This is a genomic window from Sinisalibacter lacisalsi (assembly GCF_014640115.1).
Lineage (GTDB): Bacteria > Pseudomonadota > Alphaproteobacteria > Rhodobacterales > Rhodobacteraceae > Sinisalibacter > Sinisalibacter lacisalsi.
Genome location: NZ_BMGI01000004.1, coordinates 307,856 through 324,426, shown reverse-complemented (window position 1 = coordinate 324,426; position 16,571 = coordinate 307,856). Strand labels below are relative to the sequence as shown.

The window sequence follows — 16,571 nt, the reverse complement described above, 5'->3', positions numbered from 1 at the left end:
GGAGAGCACCCATGCAAGTCATCCTGCTAGAACGCGTGGCCAAGCTTGGCCAGATGGGCGATGTCGTCGACGTCAAGTCCGGCTTCGCCCGCAACTACCTGCTGCCGCAACGCAAGGCGCTCACCGCTTCCAAGGCCAACATCGCCCAGTTCGAGGCGCAGAAGGCGCAGCTCGAGGCCAACAACCTCGAAACCAAGAAGGAAGCCGACGCGCTCGCCGCAAGGCTCGGCGGCCAGCAGTTCATCGTGATTCGCTCCGCCTCCGACGGCGGCAACCTCTACGGCTCCGTCACCACCCGCGACGCCGCGATGGTGGCCACCGAGGAAGGCTTCACGATCGACCGCAAGCAGGTGCTGATCCGCCAGCCGATCAAGACGCTGGGCCTGCACGAGGTCGAGGTGCACCTGCACCCCGAGGTGATGGTCACGATCGAGCTGAACGTCGCCCGCTCGCCGGAAGAGGCCGAGCTTCAGGCATCGGGCAAGTCGATCCAGGAACTCGCGGCCGAGGAAGAGGCCGCGGCCGATTTCGAGATCGCCGAGCTGTTCGAGGATATCGGCGCGGCCACCTCGGAAGACGAGGATCTCGCCGAGGCCGTCGAAGAGGACTCCGAAGAGGCGAAGGAAGAGTAATCTTCGCCCCTGCCAGGGATCGAACGCCGCGCGGGCCCGCCTCGCGCGGCGTTTTTCATACCCCCTTGCCCGCCGGGTGCGCCGCCGCCTACCTTCGCTCCGGGAGGACGCGCGCATGACCAGCACCACGACGGATTTCGACCTGAACCGGATCGGCCCGGATTTCATCGCCGACCCCTACCCCACGCTGCACCGCCTGCGCGCGGCGCGCCCGGTGCACCGCAACGCCGATGGCTCGGTCTTCCTCACCCGCTACGCCGACGTGCTCAAGGTCTACCAGTCGCGCGACATGCTGTCGGACAAGGCCACCGAGTTCGCCGCCAAGTTCGGGGATTGCCCGCTGCACCGGCACCATACCACCAGCCTCGTGTTCAACGACCCGCCCTACCACAGCACCGTGCGCAAGCTGCTCGCCGCCGCCTTCACCCCGCGCAAGCTCGCCGAGTTCGAGCCGCTGATCGACGGCATCGTCGACCGGCTCATCGACCGCGTGGCCGAGATGGGCGATTTCGACATGATCGAGGATTTCGCCAAGGTGCTGCCCACCGAGATCATTTCCTTCATGCTCGGCGTGCCGGAAGAGATTCGCCCGAAACTGCGCGGCTATTCCGTCGCCATCCTCGGCGCGCTCGACCCGGTGGTGCCACCCGACCGGCTCGCCGCGGGCAACGCCGCGGTGGCCGAGTTCGCCGAGATCCTCGACGATCTGATCACCCGCCGCCGCGCCAACCCCGACGGCGCGGCGCAGGGCGAGGTGCTGGAGGCGCTCATCTTCGGCGAACACGAGGGCCGCCGGCTGAGCCAGGAAGAGCTGATCCAGAACTGCATCTTCCTGCTCAACGCCGGGCATGAGACCACCACCAGCCTCGTCGGCAACGCCGTCGGCACGCTGCTCGACAACCCCGACCAGCACCGCCGCCTGCAGGAGGATCCCGGCCTCATCACCACCGCCGTCGAGGAGTTCCTGCGGGTCGAGAGCCCGCTCCAGATCGGCAACCGGCGCGCGGGGGCCGAGATCGAGCTGGAAGACTGCACCCTGCCGAATGGCACCTACATCCACACCTCGATCGCCGCGGCCAACCGCGATCCGTCGGTCTTCCCCGATCCCGACCGGGTCGACATCGCGCGCAAGCCCAACCGCCAGATCGCCTTCATCACCGGCCCGCATGTCTGCCTCGGCGCCACGCTCGCGCGCATCGAGGGCCGGATCGCCATCGGCAAGCTGGTGGACCGGTTTCCGCACCTGGCCCCGGCGGGCGCGCGCACCCGCCTCGGCCTCGCCCGGTTCCGGGGCTTCACCGCCTTTCCCGTCACCACGCGATAGGCGGCGGAGCGCCGAGGCGAAACACCCGGGCTGGCCCGGCGCGCGATTCTCGCGCAGGCTGGACAGGAAAGCTGGAAGAGACCGGAGCCCCCCATGCCGCAGATCACCCGCCGCGCCGCCCTTGGCCTCGGCCTCGCGCTCAGCCTCGCCGCCTGCGCCGGCTCGCCGCTCACCACCGGCAGCAAGTCCACCACCGGCAGCAAATCCACCAGCGGGGCCGAGCCGGACCTCTACCCGAACGAAACCCCGGAACTGCGCCGGACCATCAACAGGTGGGCCGATCACTACGATGTGCCGCGCGATCTCGTCCACGCCCAGATCGTCCGCGAGAGCAGCCACCGGCCCGGTGCGCGCAACGGCCCCTATTGGGGGTTGATGCAGATCCTGCCGCAAACCGCGCGCACCATGGGCCACCGCGGCCCGGCCGAAGACCTGCTCGATCCCGACGTGAACCTCAAATACGCGGTCAAATACCTGCGCGGCGCCTGGATCGTCTCGGGCGGCGACAGGGACGAGGCAATGAAATGGTATGCCCGCGGCTATTACTACGAGGCCAAGCGGCTCGGCCTGCTCGAGGAAACCGGGCTCAGAACCTGATCATGCCGCCCATCTTCTTGGGTCGGTAAATACCTTGGGGGGATCCGGGGGGCAAAGCCCCCCGGGGGCCTGCGTGGCCCGAACGCGCACAGGAAATGCGCGCCGAAGGCGCACCTTCTGCGAACACCGCCGCTGACTGCACGAAAAAGGGCCGCCCCGAAGGGCGGCCCCGAAACCTTCCCGCAATATGCGGCGATCACTCCTCGTCGAGCGCCTCGACGGCCTTCTCGAGGTCGGCCTTGGTAACCTCTTTCTCGCTCACGTTGGCCTGTTCGAAGATATGGTCGACCACCTTGTCCTCGAAGATCGGCGCCTGGATCTGCTGGCGCACCTGGGCGTTCTGGTTCACGAAGTCGAAGAAGGCGCGTTCCTGCCCGGGATACTGGCGGGCCTGGTTCATCACCGCCTGCGTCATCTCGGCGTCGGTCACCTCGACCTCGGCCTTGCGGCCGATCTCGGCGAGCAGGAGGCCCAGTTTCACCCGGCGCTCGGCCAGCTTGGTGTGTTCCTCGGTGGTTTCCACCTCGCCGTGATCGTGGCCCTGCACCTCGGGGTTATCCTCGTGCCACAGCTGGTGGGCGATCTGCTTGGCCTCGGCGTCCACCAGCGAGGGCGGCAGGTCGAAGCTGGCGATCTCGTCGAGCTTGTCGAGCAGCCCGCGCTTCATCACCGCGCGCGCCGCGCCGGTGTATTCCGCTTCCAGCCGCTCGGCGACCTGCGCCTTGAGCGCGGCCAGGTCGTCGGCGCCGTAGCGCTTGGCGAGCTCATCGTCGAGCTCGGCCGCTTTCGGGGCCTTCACCGCCTTGATCGTGCAGGAGAACACCGCTTCCTTGCCGGCCAGTTCGGCGGCGCCGTATTCCTCGGGGAAGGTCACGGTGACCTCCTTCTCCTCGCCGGCCTTCACGCCGACGAGCTGCTCCTCGAAGCCGGGGATGAACTGGCCCGAGCCGATGACCAGCGGGAAATCGTCCGCCGCACCTCCCTCGAAGGCCTCGCCATCGACGCGGCCGACGAAATCAAGCACCACCTGGTCGCCGTCCTTGGCCTTCGAGCCCTTCTTGCGGTCTTCGAAGTTCTGGGCGTTCTCGGCCAGCGAGGCCAGCGCCTCGTCGATCTCGGCGTCACCGGCCTTGACCACCATGCGCTCGAGCGTCAGCCCGGAAAGGTCCAGATCCGGGATCTCGGGCAGCTTCTCGTAGGACATCTCGACGTGAACGTCCTCGCCTTCCTTCCAGTCCTCGTTGGTCATCTTGACCTCGGGCTGCATCGCCGGGCGGTCGCCGGACGCTTCGAAATGCGTGTTCATCGCGCCATCGATGGTTTCCTGCAGCGCCTCGCCAAGCAGGCGCTGGCCAAACTGCTTCTTGAGCAGCGGCAGCGGCACCTTGCCCTTGCGGAAGCCCTTCATCTCGATCTCGGGGCGGGCCTCCTCGAGCTTCTCGTTGACTTTCGCGTCCAGCTCCTGGGCGGTGATGATCAGCTGGTAGCCGCGTTTGAGGCCGTCGTTCAGGGTCTCGGTGACAGACATGGTTTCGTCCTTCATCTCGTCGGGCGCCGCCCCTGCGACACCGGGTAAAATTCACGCCCTTCTATGGGGCGCGGGCGCGCGGCGCAAGGGGGCGAGGCGCGGAATCCATGCCCCCCGGCACAAAGCGCGGGCAGAACCCGGGGCGCCCGCCGGGGCCGGGCGCGAACCGGGGCCCGGGCCATCCATGCGCCCCCGGACGCCTTCCCCTTTCGGCCGTATGCCTGCGGATTTCGCCTGCGGGGCACAGATCCTGCCTTTGGCAGGATCGGCGGGACACCCTCCCGGCAGAATTTCTGCGAAATTCGCCTGCGGGGCACAGATCCTGCCTTTGGCAGGATCGTGCTTGGTGCGGGTGAAGGGACTCGAACCCCCACGCCTTGCGGCGCCAGAACCTAAATCTGGTGCGTCTACCAGTTCCGCCACACCCGCACGCGGCGCGGTCTAGCATCCCGCGCGCCCGCGCGCGAGAGGGATTGTGACGGCGCCCGCATGCCGGACCACGAAAAAACCGGTGCGGCACACCGTCTTTTCGGCTACCGTCGGAAAAAAAAGATGACAGGCAGATTGAGCAGGTATCCCATGTCCCAGGCGTTTCCCGGGCGCGCGCGGTCGATCCGCGTGCCGCTCTCGTCGTGCCGGTCCGGCTTCGGCACCGGCACCGGCGTTCTCACCACCGAGGGCGAAATGCCCGTCGAATTCCTCGAACCCGGCGACCGCATCGTGACGTGGGACAGGGGCGCGATCCGGCTCGCCCGGATCGTCGTCCGCCTCGTGCCGCGCGCGCAGGTGCTGCGAGTGCGCCCCTCGGTGACCGACCCGGCGGGCGCGGGGCGCGATTTCCTGATCTCGGCGCAGACCCGGCTGCTGCTGCGCGACTGGCGGGCCGCGGCCTTGTTCGGCAAGCACAGCGCGCTGGTCGAGGCCGGGCGGCTCGCCGACGGCGCCCACATCGCCCGGCTCGGCGGCGCGGACAGGCTCAGGCTGTTCCAGCTGCATTTCGACGACGCCCAGCACCTCGTGCAGATCGCCGGCGGCCGGTTCCAGGTCGCGAGTGCGAAGATGCCGGCGCGCACGGCGGCCTGACACACCCGCTCAGAGCGGCAGCGCGGTGGTGAACTTGATCTCTTCCATCGACAGCAGCGCGGTGACGTTGAAGATCTTCACCTCCGAGATCAGCGCCTGGTAGAAGGCGTCATAGGCGCGGGCGTTCTTCACCCGCACCTTCAGGATATAGTCGATCTCGCCCGCGAGCCGGTGCGCCTCCATCACCTCCGGCCGCGCCTTGAGCGCGCGCAGGAAGGCCGCCTGCCAGTCCGCCTCGTGCTCGGAGGTGCGCACCAGCACGAAGAAACAGGCGTCGAACCCGAGCTTCTCGGCGTCCACGATCACCGTCTGCGGCCCGATCACGCCGGCCTCGCGCATCTTGCGAATCCGGTTCCAGACCGGGGTTTTCGACGACCCCACCTTCTCGGCGATCGTGTCGAGCGACTGGCTGGCATCGGCCTGCAATTCGCCGAGGATCCTGCGGTCGATCGCGTCGAGCCCCTGCGCCATGATTTGCTCCATCCTTTAGCCCCGCCGAAACGGAACAGTGTTTCCCTGTGAGCGGACCCGCCGTCCAGAATCGGAACAATGTTCCAAAACCGACCCGTGATCAAGCGCCCCCGCCCCACCGGGTTGCCTATGACCATCCGTCGCGCCATCGTTGCTGGACCGCAAAGCGGTATTTCCTATATAGAATTGCGGAACGGGCGGAGCCTTCGGGCTCCGCCTCCCCGTCTTCGCGATAATGAGAGCCCAACAGTGACCGACGCCCAGATCAAGCCCGTGCCCACCCTGCCCGACGCCCAGACCGTGACCGAGGTCGAGCACTACACCGATCGGCTGTTCCGCTTCCGCTGCACGCGGCCGCAATCGCTGCGCTTCCGCTCGGGCGAGTTCGTGATGATCGGGCTGATGGGCGACAACGGCAAGCCGCTCCTGCGCGCCTATTCCATTGCCTCGCCGTCCTGGGACGAGGAGCTGGAATTCTACTCGATCAAGGTGCCGGACGGCCCGCTCACCTCGCGGCTGCAGCACATCAAGGCGGGCGACGAGATCATCCTGCGCCCCAAGCCGGTGGGCACGCTGGTGCTCGATGCGCTGCTGCCCGGCAAGCGGCTGTGGTTCTTCGCCACCGGCACCGGCATCGCCCCCTTCGCCTCGCTGATGCGCGAGCCCGACACCTACGAGCGTTACGACGAGGTGATCATGATGCACACCTGCCGCGACGCCGCCGAACTGGAATACGGCCGCCAGCTCGTCGAAAGCCTGCCGAATGATCCGCTGATCGGCGAGTTCGTCGGCGACAAGCTGAAATACTACCCCACCACCACCCGCGACGACTTCGCCCACAAGGGCCGGATCACCGAAAACCTCATCTCCGGCAAGGCTTTTGCCGATCTTGGCCTCGGCATCGACAAGCTCGATCCGGAAACCGACCGCGGCATGGTCTGCGGCTCGCTCGCCTTCAACCTAGACATGAAGGACATCCTCGAAGGCTGGGGCCTGAACGAGGGCGCGAACTCCGAGCCGGCGGAATACGTGGTGGAAAAGGCCTTCGTCGACTGAGCGCAGCAGGCGCGCCGACGCGACACCCCCGCAACAAGAAACCCCCGCCGCTGGCGGGGGTTTTTCATTCGCACGAAGCGAGGCGATCAGCGCGTCAGAGGTCCGATCATCATGATCATCTGGCGGCCTTCCATCTTCGGCATGTTCTCGACCTTGCCGATCTCCTTGACGTCTTCGGCCACGCGTTCGAGCAACTCGCGCCCGAGGTTCTGGTGCGCCATCTCGCGGCCCCGGAAGCGCAGGGTGATCTTCACCTTGTCGCCGTTGGTGAGAAATTTCACCACGTTGCGCATCTTCACCTCGTAGTCGTGGATGTCGGTGTTCGGGCGGAACTTGACCTCCTTGACCTCGATCGTCTTCTGGTTCTTGCGCGCCTCGGCTTCGCGTTTCTGGGTTTCATACTTGAACTTGCCGAAATCCATGATCTTGCAGACCGGCGGCGCGGCATTGGGCGAGATCTCGACAAGATCGAGCCCCACCTGTTCGGCCAGTTCTCTCCCGCGTTCGGGCGTGACCACGCCGAGGTTTTCGCCCTCGGCTCCGATCAGCCGGATTTCTGGACAGCGGATGCGGTCGTTCACGCGGGGTCCGGTGTCGCGCGTCGGCGGGGCATTATGGGGTCTGCGGGCTATGGTCGCGTTCCTTCTTCGGTTTCGCAAGTGTTCGAACGCGGAAGGTAAAGCGCCGCCCCGCGCCTTTCAAGCCGATTTCTGCCGGATCACGCCCCCCGATCGGACTCCTCTTGCACTTTGTGCGCTCCGGGGCCACCTGAAGAGGTGAGGGAAGCGGGCGCGACGTGCACCCGCACTAGGAAGGAAAGTCAAGATGAACAAGACGTGGATCACGCTAATCCTGCTGATCGCCGTCGCTATCGGCGGCTATGCTTGGTGGGCCACGCAGGATGGGAATCTGACCGAGGATGAAACTCCGGTGATGACGCCGGAGGCCACCGAGCCGGCCGACGAACCCGAGGCTGAGCCCGAGGCCGACGAAGACGCCAGCATGCTGGACGATGCGACCGGCGCGGCTCAGGACGCCGCCGACGCCATGGCCGATACCGCCTCCGACGCCACCGATGCGATGAACGATGCGGCCTCGGACGCGGTCGACAGCGCGATGGACACGGCCGGCGAAGCGGCAAGCGACGCCATGGACTCCATGAGCGATGCGGTTGACGACACGGCCGATACCACCGGCGAAACCGCCGCCGAGGCTGCCGAGACCGGCACCGAGAGCGCGATGTCGATCACCGATCTGCTGACCGTCGAGAATTTCGACGCCGAAAAGATCACCATGATGATCGACCAGAGCGACCTCGGCGAAGCCCAGAAAGCCACGCTCAAATCCGCGGTCGAGAGCGCCGGCGACAGCCCCGAGGAAATCGAGGCGGTGATCGACCAGATCAAGCAGGCGATGGGTATCTGACCCTCCCCGCGCGCGCCCCGGAACACCCGGGGCGCGTTGCACCTGCCTCGGCGCAAGGCTAATCTCGCCCCGACAAGGGGAAAGACGATGCGCCTGTTCACCAAGACGGCACCGGTTGGCGCCCTTCTGGCTGCCGCCCTCGCCACCACCGCGCTGTTCGCACAGGACGGCGCGGATCTGTCGCCCCCCACCCTCGCCTGCGATACCGCCGCCGCTCACCCCGGCGATGACCTGCCGGCGGGGATCACGGGGACCGACTTCGCCGCCATCGACACCGCCCCCGCCATCACCGCTTGCGCGCAGGCGCGCGCGGCGCCGCCGGACGACGGGCGCATGGCCTACAACCACGCCCGCGCCCTGCATGCCGCAGGCGCGGCGGAGGCGGCGCGCGAAGCCTATCTCGCCGCGCAAGACCTCGGCCATGCCCGCGCCGGGCTCGGGCTGGGGCTGCTCTACCGCGACGATAACGGCCTGCCCTTCGGCCCCGCCGATGCCATCGCCCCGATTGAGCAAGCCGCCCGTGCCGGCGTGGCCGATGCGGCCTTCGAACTGGGCTGGGCCCATGCCGGCGGGCTCGGGGTGGAGGCGGACGCGGTGCAGGCGTTGCGCTGGTATCGCCGCGCCGCCGAGCTGGGCCTGCCGCAAGCGCAGTTCGAGCTGGGCTGGGCCGCCGAAATGGGGATCGGCATGGCGGCTGATGCCGCCCTTGCGGCGGACTGGTATCGCAAGGCCGCCGAGGCCGGCAACCTGATGGCGATGAACAACCTCGGCTGGCTCCACGCCCAGGGCGAAGGCGTCGCGCGCGATCCGGCCCGCGCCGTTGCGCTCTACCGCGCCGCCGCCGAGGGTGGGGAACCGGTGGCGATGGGCAACCTCGCGTGGATGCTCGAAAACGGGATCGGCACACCGCAGGACGCCGGCGCGGCGGCCCGGTGGTATGCAAGCGCCGCCGAGGCCGGCGAAGCGCAATCCATGCTCGCGCTCGGCAATCTCCACCTGCTCGGCCACGGCGTGCCCCGCGATCCGGTCACGGCGCTGCGCTGGTTCCACAAGGCCCGCATGGCCGGGCGCGTCGAGGCGCTCTCCTACATCGGCGAGGTCTACGAACGGGCCGCGGAAAAACGCGATCCCGGGCGCGCCGCCGCGTTCTACATCCGCGCGCTCGAAGCCGGCGACGGCTGGCCCGCGAGCCGGATGGCCAGCACCTGGGACGATGAAACCGCGCGCGCGCTGCAGCGGCTGCTGCAGGCGGCGGGAACCTATAGCGGGCCGATCGACGGCGTGATCGGCGGCGGCTCGCGCGCGGCGATGCGCGCTATTCTCGCGGGCCGAGACTAGAGCCGCCCGCGATCATCGCCGGCCGGACGCGGGCCTATTCGCTCCAGCCGTGCATGTGCACGTCGCGGCCCGAGTGGCGCTGCATGATCTCGGTGGCGAGCTTTTCCTTCTCCTCGTTCACCGTGCGCACCCAGACCAGGATCCCGCCATTCTCGATCTGCTTCTTGTAGTAGTCGCGATGCCCCTTGTCGGCCCGGCGCGCCAGGAGCGTGCCAATCACCGCGCCCGGCGCCCCGCCGATCGCGGCAACGCCCACAGATGCGGCCAGCGTCGAGGCCGGCCCCAGCAGCGCCATCATCGCGATGGAGGACCCCAGGAACAGGAACCCGCCCACGATCGCGCCTTCCATTTCGCCCATCGCCTCTTCCGAGACGAAGGCGGCGCGCGGCGCGTCGGGGTCGTCTTCGAGATCCTTCGACTGCCAGAAGGCAGAGCCGAGCTTTTCGCGCACGGCTTCGTCGCTGCCGAGCACCGAGATGTCATAGCGGCTGAAGCCCGCGATCATGAGATCATACATCGCGGCCTGCATGGATTTGAAATCGTCAAACACCCCGACGGCTTCGGGGACGTCGATATAAGTGGTTCCGCGGTCGGACATGGTCATCCCTCTTTGGATGTGAACAGGGAAAGTCTATCCCATGGCGGGCAACGGCGCCATGACATGCCACAACACCAAAAGGCCCCGGGATTGCCCCGGGGCCTTGCTTTCGGGTCGTCGGCGGGATCAGGCCGCCGCCGCCACCGCCCGTTTCGTCAGCACCCCGATCAGGTGCGCGCGATATGCGGGCGAGCCGTGGATATCGCCAATCAGGTTCTCGGCCGAGGCCGAAAGCCCGTCGAGCGCGGCGGGCGAGAAATCCGAAGCCAGCGCCGCCTCGGCCTCGCTCCAGCGGAAAACGCCCTCTTCCGAGGCGCCGGTAACCGCCACCCGCACCCCGCCTTCGCTCTTCGAGACGAAGACGCCCACCAGCGCGAAACGCGAGGCCGGTTGCTCGAACTTCACGTAGGCCGATTTCTCGGGGATCGGGAAGCGCAGCGCGGTGATGATCTCGCCTTCCTCCAGCGCGGTCTCGAACAAGCCGGTGAAATAATCGTCGGCGGCGATCTCGCGGGCATTGGTGACGACCATCGCGCCCGAACCCAGCACGGCGGCGGGGTAGCAGGCGGAAGGATCGTTGTTGGCGACCGAGCCGCCGATGGTGCCCCGGTTGCGCACATGCGGATCGCCGATGCCGCCGGCGAGGCCGGCGAGGCCCGGGTGATCCGTCTGCCGCGCCACCTCCGCATGGGTGCTGGCGGCGCCGACGGTGAGCACACCGCCCGAGGCGCTGATCCCCTTCAACTCGGCAAGGCCGGTGAGCGAAACCAGCGTCTCCGGCATCGCCAGCCGCTGTTTGAGCGTCGGGATCAGGGTCTGCCCGCCGGCGAGCGCCTGTGCGCCCTCGGCGCCCAGCGCCGCGACCGCCTCATCGAGGGTGGAGGGCCGTTCGAAATCGAATGCATACATCTGTTCGTCCTCCTTACTGGTTCATCGCTTCCCACACCCGGGAGGGCGAGAGCGGCATGTCGATATGGGTCACGTTCCTGCCGGCGCGCTGCAGCGCGTCGACCACGGCGTTGACCACCGCGGGCGGCGAGCCGATCGCCCCGGCCTCGCCGCAGCCCTTCACCCCGAGCGGGTTGTGGGTGCAGGGCGTGGCGCAGGAATGGTCGATCGCGTAGAACGGCACGTCATCGGCGCGCGGCATGGCGTAATCCATGTAGGAGCCGGTGAGCAGCTGGCCGTTCTCGTCATACACCGCCTGTTCGAGCAGCGCCTGCCCGATCCCCTGCCCGAGCCCGCCATGCACCTGGCCCGACACGATCATCGGGTTCACGATGTTGCCGAAATCGTCGGCCGCCGCGAAACGCTCGATCGTGACCTTGCCGGTCTCGGGGTCGACCTCGACCTCGCAGGCATAGGCGCCCGCCGGATAGGTAAAGTTGTTCGGATCGTAGAACGCGGTTTCCTCCAGCCCCGGCTCGATATCCTCGAGCGGATAGTTGTGCGGCACGTAAGCTGCCAGCGTCACGTCGCCCCAGGCCACCGACTTGTCGGTGCCCGCGACGGTGAACTGGCCGTCCTTCAGCTCGATATCGCCCTCGCTCGCCTCCATCAGGTGGGCCGCGATCTTCCGGGCCTTGGCGATGATCTTCTCGGTCGCGCGCACGATGGCCGAGCCGCCCACCGCGAGCGAGCGCGAGCCGTAGGTGCCCATGCCCATCGGGGTGTTGGCGGTGTCGCCGTGGACGATCTCGATCATGTTCGGGTCGATCCCGATCATCTCGGCCACCACTTGCGGGAAGGCGGTTTCGTGCCCCTGCCCGTGGCTGTGGCTGCCGGTCATCACCACGAGGCCGCCGGTGGCGTTCACCCGCACCGTGGCGCTCTCGTAAAGCCCCGCCCGCGCGCCGAGCTGGCCGACGAGATGGCTGGGTGCGATGCCGCAGGCCTCAATGTAGCAGTTGACGCCGAGCCCGCGCAACTTGCCGCTCGCCTTCGACTCCTCCAGCCGTTTCTCGAAGCCGGCGAGATCGGCGATCTCCTCGAGCTTGTCCATCGTCGCCACGTAATCGCCGGTGTCGTATTCCACCGCCACCGGCGTGGCATATGGGAACTCGGTGACGAAGTTCTGCCGCCGCAAGGCGATCGGATCGACGCCCAGCTCGCGCGCGGCCTTGTCGATCACGCGTTCGAGCTGGTAGGTCGCCTCCGGCCGCCCGGCGCCACGATAGGCGTCGACCGGCACGGTGTTGGTGAACACCGCCTTCACGTTCACGTAGATCAGAGGCGTGCGGTAATTGCCCGCCATCAGCGTGCCGTGCAGCCAGGTGGGCACCGAGGGCGCGAAGGTGCTGAGGTAGGCGCCCATGTTGGCATAGGTCTCGGTGCGCAGCGCGGTGAAGTTGTTGTCCTTGTCCAGCGCCAGCTCGATCTTGGTGACATGATCGCGCCCGTGCGCATCGGTCATGAAGGCTTCCGAGCGGGTCGAGGTCCATTTCACCGGCCGCTTGAGCTGCTTGGCCGCGAAGGTGCAGAAGGCTTCCTCGGCGTAGTGGAAGATCTTCGAGCCGAAGCCGCCGCCGACGTCGGGCGCCACCACCCGCAGCTTGTGCTCGGGGATGCCGAGCACGAAGGCGCCCATCAGCAGGCGGATCACATGCGGGTTCTGCGAGGTGGTATAAAGCGTGCTCTCGTCGTTGTGCGCGGCGTAATCGCCGATCGCCACGCGGGGCTCCATCGGGTTAGCGACGAGGCGCTGGTTGCGCAGCTCCAGCGTGGTGACGTGGGCCGCCTCGTCGAAGGCCTTGTTCACCGCCTCGCGGTTCTCCTCGACGAAGCCCCAGTCATAGCAGAGGTTCGAGGTCAGATCGTCGTGTACCTTGGGCGCGCCCTCCTCGAGCGCCGCCTTCATGTCGACCACCGCCGGCAGTTCCTCGATCTCGACCTCGATCGCCTCGACCGCGTCGCGGGCCTGCTCCGCCGTTTCCGCGACCACGGCGGCGATCGGATCGCCGACATGGCGCACCTTGCCCTGCGCGAGCACCGGATGCGCGGGCTCCTGCATCGGCTCGCCGTGCCGGTCGGTCACCTGCCAGCCGCAAGGGATGCTGCCCACCCCCTCGAAATCCGCCCCGGTGAAGACGCGGATCACGCCGGGCATGGCCGCGGCCGCGGCGGTGTCGATCGAGGTGATGCGGCCATGCGCCACGTTCGAGCGCAGGAACCAGACATAGGCCTGCCCGCGCATGTTGATGTCGTCGGTATACCGGCCCTTGCCGGTGAGAAACCGCACGTCTTCACGCCGTTTGTTCGGCGCGCCGATGCCTCCGTCTGCGGGCATTTCATCCTCCCTGTTTTCTGCGCGGGGCCTTCCGGGGCCCCGTCGATCATGGTTATCCGCGTGTCCGCGCACGGGCGCGGACACGCGCCGCCGCGCCTAGTTGCTGTTCCAGATCGCGACGAGTTCCTGCGCCGCCCAGCTCCGGTCGTCGCCGCTGGACTCGCTCTGTATCACCAGCATCGCGTTGACCGCGCCACCGCCTCCGATCGGGCACATGATGACGATATCCTGCCCGCCCGGTTCGAGGTTGTAGGCATAGAGCGACCAGGAGTCCTCGCCGGTGTTGCCGCCGCCGTTGGCGAAAATGTAGCGGTTGATGACGAGGCGGGCCTTGTCCATGCAGATCTGCTCGCTCGGCATCGTGCCCAGCTTGGTGATCGACCAGCCCTCCGCGAGCGCGGGGGCGGCGGCAAGGCCGCTCAGGGCGAGCGCGAGCGTTGCCGCCCGGATCATGCGGCAAACTCCTTGGCAACCTCCTGGCCCGAAGCTGCCAGGATTGCTTTGACGATGTTGTGATAGCCCGTGCAGCGGCACAGGTTGCCCGAAAGATAACTGCGGATCTCCGCCTCCGTGGGCTTGGGGTTCTCCTCGAGCAGCGCCGCCGCGGTCATCACCATGCCCGGCGTGCAGAAGCCGCATTGCAGCCCGTGATGATCCTGGAACGCCTGCTGGATCGTGCCGAGCGACCCGTCGGCATTGGCCATGCCCTCGATCGTCGTCACCGCCGCGCCATCGGCCTCGAGCGCGAACATGTTGCAGCTCTTCACCGAGGCGCCATTGACGTGGATCGTGCAGGCGCCGCACTGGCCGGTATCGCAGCCCACGTGGGTGCCGGTAAGCTCCAGCGTGTCGCGCAGAAAGGTCGACAGCAGCGTGCGCCCCTCGACCTCGCCAGACACGGGCGTTCCGTTCACGGTCATGCTGACCTGGGCCATGTTGTCCTCCCTGGAAATCCTGTTTTGCAGCGAGTTAAGCACCAAGGCGCGGATTCGCCCAAATGTTTTTTCGGAAATTTTCATTCAACCTGTTGAATATGAACGCTTTAGCGTGAGCTTTCCCGCGGTTGCCGCCGTCCCGGCGGCTCCTTCAACAGCCCACCCACGCCCATCGCGGCCACCTCGTCCGGGGTGAGGTCGAGCCCGGCGGCGAGGCGTTCGAGCACCCGGTCGGCGCCGTTGCGCGCCGGCGAGCGGGCGCAGCCGGGCAGCCCGATCAGCGGCCTGCCATCGGCGAGCGCGCCGTAGAACAACAGGTTGCCGGGGTCGACCGGCATGCCGACGCGGGTCACGCGCCCGCCTGCGCGCCGGAGCGCCTCGGGGCCAACGTCGCGCGGGTCGGACGTGGCCGAGGCGGTGAGCACCAGCACCATGCCCGCCTGCGCCGCGGCGATGGCGGCGGCGAGCGCGTCGACGTCGTGCGCCACTTGCGTGACCCCCGCCAGCCGCATGCCCAGCGCCTCGAGCCGCGCCTCGATCGCGGCGTGACCCTTCCCGGTTTCCTCGGTCGAGCCCGCCGCGTGGGTCGTCACGATCAGCGCGGCCTCACCGATCCGGATCGGGGCCAGCGCCAGGGCGCCGCGCCCGGCCGCCTCGGCCTGCGCCACCAGCCCGGCGTCGATGCCGTAGGGAATGATCTTCATCGTCGCCACCAGCCCGCCCGGCGCCATCCGCGTCCAGGGCGCGACGGTGGCGAGCGAAATCAGCTCCGACACCGCGTTGACGGCATGCAGCCGGTCCACGTCGAGCCGGGCGAGGCCGATGCCCTCGGCATGGATGTTGACCCGGCCGGTATGCGCCCGGGCCAGCCGCAGCCCCACCGCTTCCGGATCGGGCACCAGCGCGCGCGCCAGCGCCGCCGCCGCCGCGTCTTCGTCGATATCGCCGGGGCCGAGCCGCGCCACCGTCACCCGCGCCACGCCCGCCGCCGCCAGGGCCGCGACATCCTCGGCGGTCAGAACCCGCCCCTTGCGCAGCTTGCCGCTTGGCAGCGCGACACTGTGGGCCAGCACCGCGCCGCGCGCATCGACGGGGGCAACCGGACCGAACTCCATCAGCCCTGCCTCAGCCGCTGGGTCACTTCGGCGATCACAGAAATCGCGATCTCGGCCGGGCTCCTGGCGCCGATATCGAGCCCCACGGGGGCGTGGATACGCGCGATCTGCGCCGCGTTGAAGCCGCGCGCCTCAAGCCGCTCCACCCGCTTGGCATGGGTCCGCGTCGAGCCGAGGCAGCCGAGATAGAACACCTCCGAGCCCAGCGCCGCCTCGATCGCGGGGTCGTCGATCTTGGGGTCGTGGCTCAGTGTCACCACCGCGGTGCGCGCGTCGAGGCCAAGCTCGGGGAACACCTCGTCGGGAAAGTCCTCGTGGATCTCCTCGCCCGGAAAGCGGTGCGCTGCGGCGAAGGCCCCGCGCGGGTCGACGATCACCGGGTCGTAGCCCGCGAGCCGCGCGATCGGCACCAGCGCCTGCGCGATGTGCACCGCGCCCACGATCATCATCCGCAGCGGCGGGTTGTGCACGGCCACGAAAGTCGCGCCATCCTCCTCGAAGCTCGAACGATCGGCGCGGAACCGGTCGGCGAACGCGCCCGCGCCGGCCAGCCGCCGCTCCCAGGTGGCGGTATCGACCACGTAGGCCACCGGCTGGCGCGCCGCGCGCGCAGCCACCAGCTCGGCCAGCATCGCCTCCGGAATCTGCGGCCCCACCGGCTCGACCAGAACCCGCACCGTGCCGCCGCAGGCCAGCCCCACCGCGAAGGCGCTGTCATCGGAAACGCCGTAGGTCAGCACCCGGCTCTCGCCCGCGGCCAGCGCCTCGCCGGCCTCGACCACCACCGCGCCCTCGACGCAGCCGCCCGAAACCGAGCCCTCGATCTCGCCCGCGCCCGAAACCACGAGCTGGCTGCCGACGGGCCGGGGCGCGGAGCCCCAGGTCTGCACCACCGTCGCCAGCACCGCGCCGCGGCCCTCCCGATGCCACGCCAGCGCGGTCTCGGGTATCTTGTCGAACGTCTCGCTCATGCGCGCCTCCAAATCCGTCCCGGAAAGGTGGCAGAGCCGCCCCCACCTGTGCAAGCCCCGGTCTTCTTGGGTCCGCAAATACCTCGGTCCCTCTCGGCGTTTCGCCACCGAAACGCCTGCCGGGTTACCGATCCGGCTGACGCCGGATCGTCCAGAAGTGCGCGGGGGCAGCGCCCCCTCGCCCGGGTCGGATTGGCGCCAGCCAATGCGAC

General features: G+C 68.2%; 17 protein-coding genes and 1 tRNA gene. 7 read left to right on the top strand and 11 right to left on the bottom strand.

Going from position 1 to position 16,571, the window contains the following annotated elements:
- Positions 1–11: 11 nt before the first annotated feature.
- From rplI to IEW01_RS13505, 3 genes are all read left to right on the top strand, one after another.
- Positions 12–632, top strand: coding sequence for a 50S ribosomal protein L9 (gene rplI, locus IEW01_RS13515; protein ID WP_188528558.1), 621 nt, complete (start codon positions 12–14; stop codon positions 630–632).
- Positions 633–747: 115 nt separating this feature from the next.
- Positions 748–1,956, top strand: coding sequence for a cytochrome P450 (locus IEW01_RS13510; RefSeq protein ID WP_188528556.1), 1,209 nt, complete (start codon positions 748–750; stop codon positions 1,954–1,956).
- A 93-nt stretch (positions 1,957–2,049) separates the two neighbouring features.
- Entirely contained in the window at positions 2,050–2,553 is a 504-nt protein-coding gene (locus tag IEW01_RS13505; RefSeq protein WP_188528554.1) for a lytic transglycosylase domain-containing protein, read from the top strand.
- 196 nt (positions 2,554–2,749) lie between these two features.
- Here the strand turns inward: IEW01_RS13505 and tig are convergent, their stop codons facing one another.
- Positions 2,750–4,081 (bottom strand): trigger factor, encoded by a 1,332-nt coding sequence (gene tig, locus IEW01_RS13500; protein ID WP_188528771.1) that lies wholly within the window; start codon positions 4,079–4,081, stop codon positions 2,750–2,752.
- 344 nt (positions 4,082–4,425) lie between these two features.
- Positions 4,426–4,510, bottom strand: a tRNA-Leu gene (locus IEW01_RS13495).
- A 150-nt stretch (positions 4,511–4,660) separates the two neighbouring features.
- Here IEW01_RS13495 and IEW01_RS13490 point away from each other — a divergent pair.
- Complete coding sequence (locus IEW01_RS13490; protein WP_188528552.1) at positions 4,661–5,164, top strand: Hint domain-containing protein; 504 nt, start codon at positions 4,661–4,663, stop codon at positions 5,162–5,164.
- Positions 5,165–5,173: 9 nt separating this feature from the next.
- On the opposite strand, the gene IEW01_RS13485 is transcribed toward IEW01_RS13490, so the two are convergent.
- Complete coding sequence (locus IEW01_RS13485) at positions 5,174–5,635, bottom strand: Lrp/AsnC family transcriptional regulator (protein ID WP_188528550.1); 462 nt, start codon at positions 5,633–5,635, stop codon at positions 5,174–5,176.
- Positions 5,636–5,884: 249 nt separating this feature from the next.
- Here IEW01_RS13485 and IEW01_RS13480 point away from each other — a divergent pair, with 249 nt between their 5' ends.
- Positions 5,885–6,691 carry a ferredoxin--NADP reductase gene (locus IEW01_RS13480; protein ID WP_229738259.1) on the top strand — a complete coding sequence of 269 codons (807 nt, stop codon included), beginning with the start codon at positions 5,885–5,887 and terminating at the stop codon, positions 6,689–6,691.
- An 86-nt stretch (positions 6,692–6,777) separates the two neighbouring features.
- Here IEW01_RS13480 and infC read toward each other — a convergent pair whose 3' ends face one another.
- A complete protein-coding gene (gene infC / locus IEW01_RS13475; RefSeq protein ID WP_229738258.1) occupies positions 6,778–7,272 on the bottom strand; it encodes a translation initiation factor IF-3 in 495 nt (164 codons plus the stop codon).
- A 244-nt stretch (positions 7,273–7,516) separates the two neighbouring features.
- Here infC and IEW01_RS13470 point away from each other — a divergent pair, with 244 nt between their 5' ends.
- The gene (locus tag IEW01_RS13470; RefSeq protein ID WP_188528546.1) at positions 7,517–8,116 is read left to right on the top strand and encodes a hypothetical protein; all 600 of its coding nucleotides are present in this window, start codon (positions 7,517–7,519) and stop codon (positions 8,114–8,116) included.
- 87 nt (positions 8,117–8,203) lie between these two features.
- The gene (locus IEW01_RS13465; RefSeq protein ID WP_188528544.1) at positions 8,204–9,454 is read left to right on the top strand and encodes a tetratricopeptide repeat protein; all 1,251 of its coding nucleotides are present in this window, start codon (positions 8,204–8,206) and stop codon (positions 9,452–9,454) included.
- A gap of 34 nt (positions 9,455–9,488) precedes the next feature.
- Here the strand turns inward: IEW01_RS13465 and IEW01_RS13460 are convergent, their stop codons facing one another.
- From IEW01_RS13460 to IEW01_RS13430, 7 genes are all read right to left on the bottom strand, one after another.
- Entirely contained in the window at positions 9,489–10,052 is a 564-nt protein-coding gene (locus IEW01_RS13460; RefSeq protein ID WP_229738257.1) for a hypothetical protein, read from the bottom strand.
- 126 nt (positions 10,053–10,178) lie between these two features.
- A complete protein-coding gene (locus IEW01_RS13455; RefSeq protein WP_188528540.1) occupies positions 10,179–10,961 on the bottom strand; it encodes an FAD binding domain-containing protein in 783 nt (260 codons plus the stop codon).
- A 13-nt stretch (positions 10,962–10,974) separates the two neighbouring features.
- Positions 10,975–13,338, bottom strand: coding sequence for a xanthine dehydrogenase family protein molybdopterin-binding subunit (locus IEW01_RS13450; protein WP_188528538.1), 2,364 nt, complete (start codon positions 13,336–13,338; stop codon positions 10,975–10,977).
- A 96-nt stretch (positions 13,339–13,434) separates the two neighbouring features.
- The gene (locus IEW01_RS13445) at positions 13,435–13,791 is read right to left on the bottom strand and encodes a hypothetical protein (protein ID WP_188528536.1); all 357 of its coding nucleotides are present in this window, start codon (positions 13,789–13,791) and stop codon (positions 13,435–13,437) included.
- The gene (locus tag IEW01_RS13440) at positions 13,788–14,273 is read right to left on the bottom strand and encodes a (2Fe-2S)-binding protein (RefSeq protein ID WP_188528534.1); all 486 of its coding nucleotides are present in this window, start codon (positions 14,271–14,273) and stop codon (positions 13,788–13,790) included. The genes IEW01_RS13445 and IEW01_RS13440 overlap by 4 nt, the downstream gene beginning before the upstream one ends.
- Before the next feature lie 107 nt (positions 14,274–14,380).
- On the bottom strand, positions 14,381–15,388 hold the full coding sequence (locus IEW01_RS13435) for a molybdopterin-binding protein (protein WP_188528532.1): 1,008 nt from the start codon (positions 15,386–15,388) through the stop codon (positions 14,381–14,383).
- Complete coding sequence (locus IEW01_RS13430; protein ID WP_188528530.1) at positions 15,388–16,359, bottom strand: XdhC family protein; 972 nt, start codon at positions 16,357–16,359, stop codon at positions 15,388–15,390. Before IEW01_RS13430 ends, IEW01_RS13435 begins: the two co-directional genes overlap by 1 nt.
- Between the last annotated feature and the right edge of the window lie 212 nt (positions 16,360–16,571).

What these genes read in the sequence shown, in the direction of transcription:
- IEW01_RS13445 (WP_188528536.1), bottom strand. Translation starts at nt 13,791, where the DNA reads ATGATCCGGGCGGCAACGCTCGCGCTCGCCCTGAGCGGCCTTGCCGCC.
- IEW01_RS13440 (WP_188528534.1), bottom strand. Translation starts at nt 14,273, where the DNA reads ATGGCCCAGGTCAGCATGACCGTGAACGGAACGCCCGTGTCTGGCGAG.
- IEW01_RS13465 (WP_188528544.1), top strand. Translation starts at nt 8,204, where the DNA reads ATGCGCCTGTTCACCAAGACGGCACCGGTTGGCGCCCTTCTGGCTGCC.
- IEW01_RS13505 (WP_188528554.1), top strand. Translation starts at nt 2,050, where the DNA reads ATGCCGCAGATCACCCGCCGCGCCGCCCTTGGCCTCGGCCTCGCGCTC.
- IEW01_RS13435 (WP_188528532.1), bottom strand. Translation starts at nt 15,388, where the DNA reads ATGGAGTTCGGTCCGGTTGCCCCCGTCGATGCGCGCGGCGCGGTGCTG.
- rplI (WP_188528558.1), top strand. Translation starts at nt 12, where the DNA reads ATGCAAGTCATCCTGCTAGAACGCGTGGCCAAGCTTGGCCAGATGGGC.
- IEW01_RS13455 (WP_188528540.1), bottom strand. Translation starts at nt 10,961, where the DNA reads ATGTATGCATTCGATTTCGAACGGCCCTCCACCCTCGATGAGGCGGTC.
- IEW01_RS13490 (WP_188528552.1), top strand. Translation starts at nt 4,661, where the DNA reads ATGTCCCAGGCGTTTCCCGGGCGCGCGCGGTCGATCCGCGTGCCGCTC.
- IEW01_RS13485 (WP_188528550.1), bottom strand. Translation starts at nt 5,635, where the DNA reads ATGGCGCAGGGGCTCGACGCGATCGACCGCAGGATCCTCGGCGAATTG.
- IEW01_RS13470 (WP_188528546.1), top strand. Translation starts at nt 7,517, where the DNA reads ATGAACAAGACGTGGATCACGCTAATCCTGCTGATCGCCGTCGCTATC.
- IEW01_RS13430 (WP_188528530.1), bottom strand. Translation starts at nt 16,359, where the DNA reads ATGAGCGAGACGTTCGACAAGATACCCGAGACCGCGCTGGCGTGGCAT.
- IEW01_RS13510 (WP_188528556.1), top strand. Translation starts at nt 748, where the DNA reads ATGACCAGCACCACGACGGATTTCGACCTGAACCGGATCGGCCCGGAT.
- tig (WP_188528771.1), bottom strand. Translation starts at nt 4,081, where the DNA reads ATGTCTGTCACCGAGACCCTGAACGACGGCCTCAAACGCGGCTACCAG.
- IEW01_RS13460 (WP_229738257.1), bottom strand. Translation starts at nt 10,052, where the DNA reads ATGTCCGACCGCGGAACCACTTATATCGACGTCCCCGAAGCCGTCGGG.
- IEW01_RS13450 (WP_188528538.1), bottom strand. Translation starts at nt 13,338, where the DNA reads ATGCCCGCAGACGGAGGCATCGGCGCGCCGAACAAACGGCGTGAAGAC.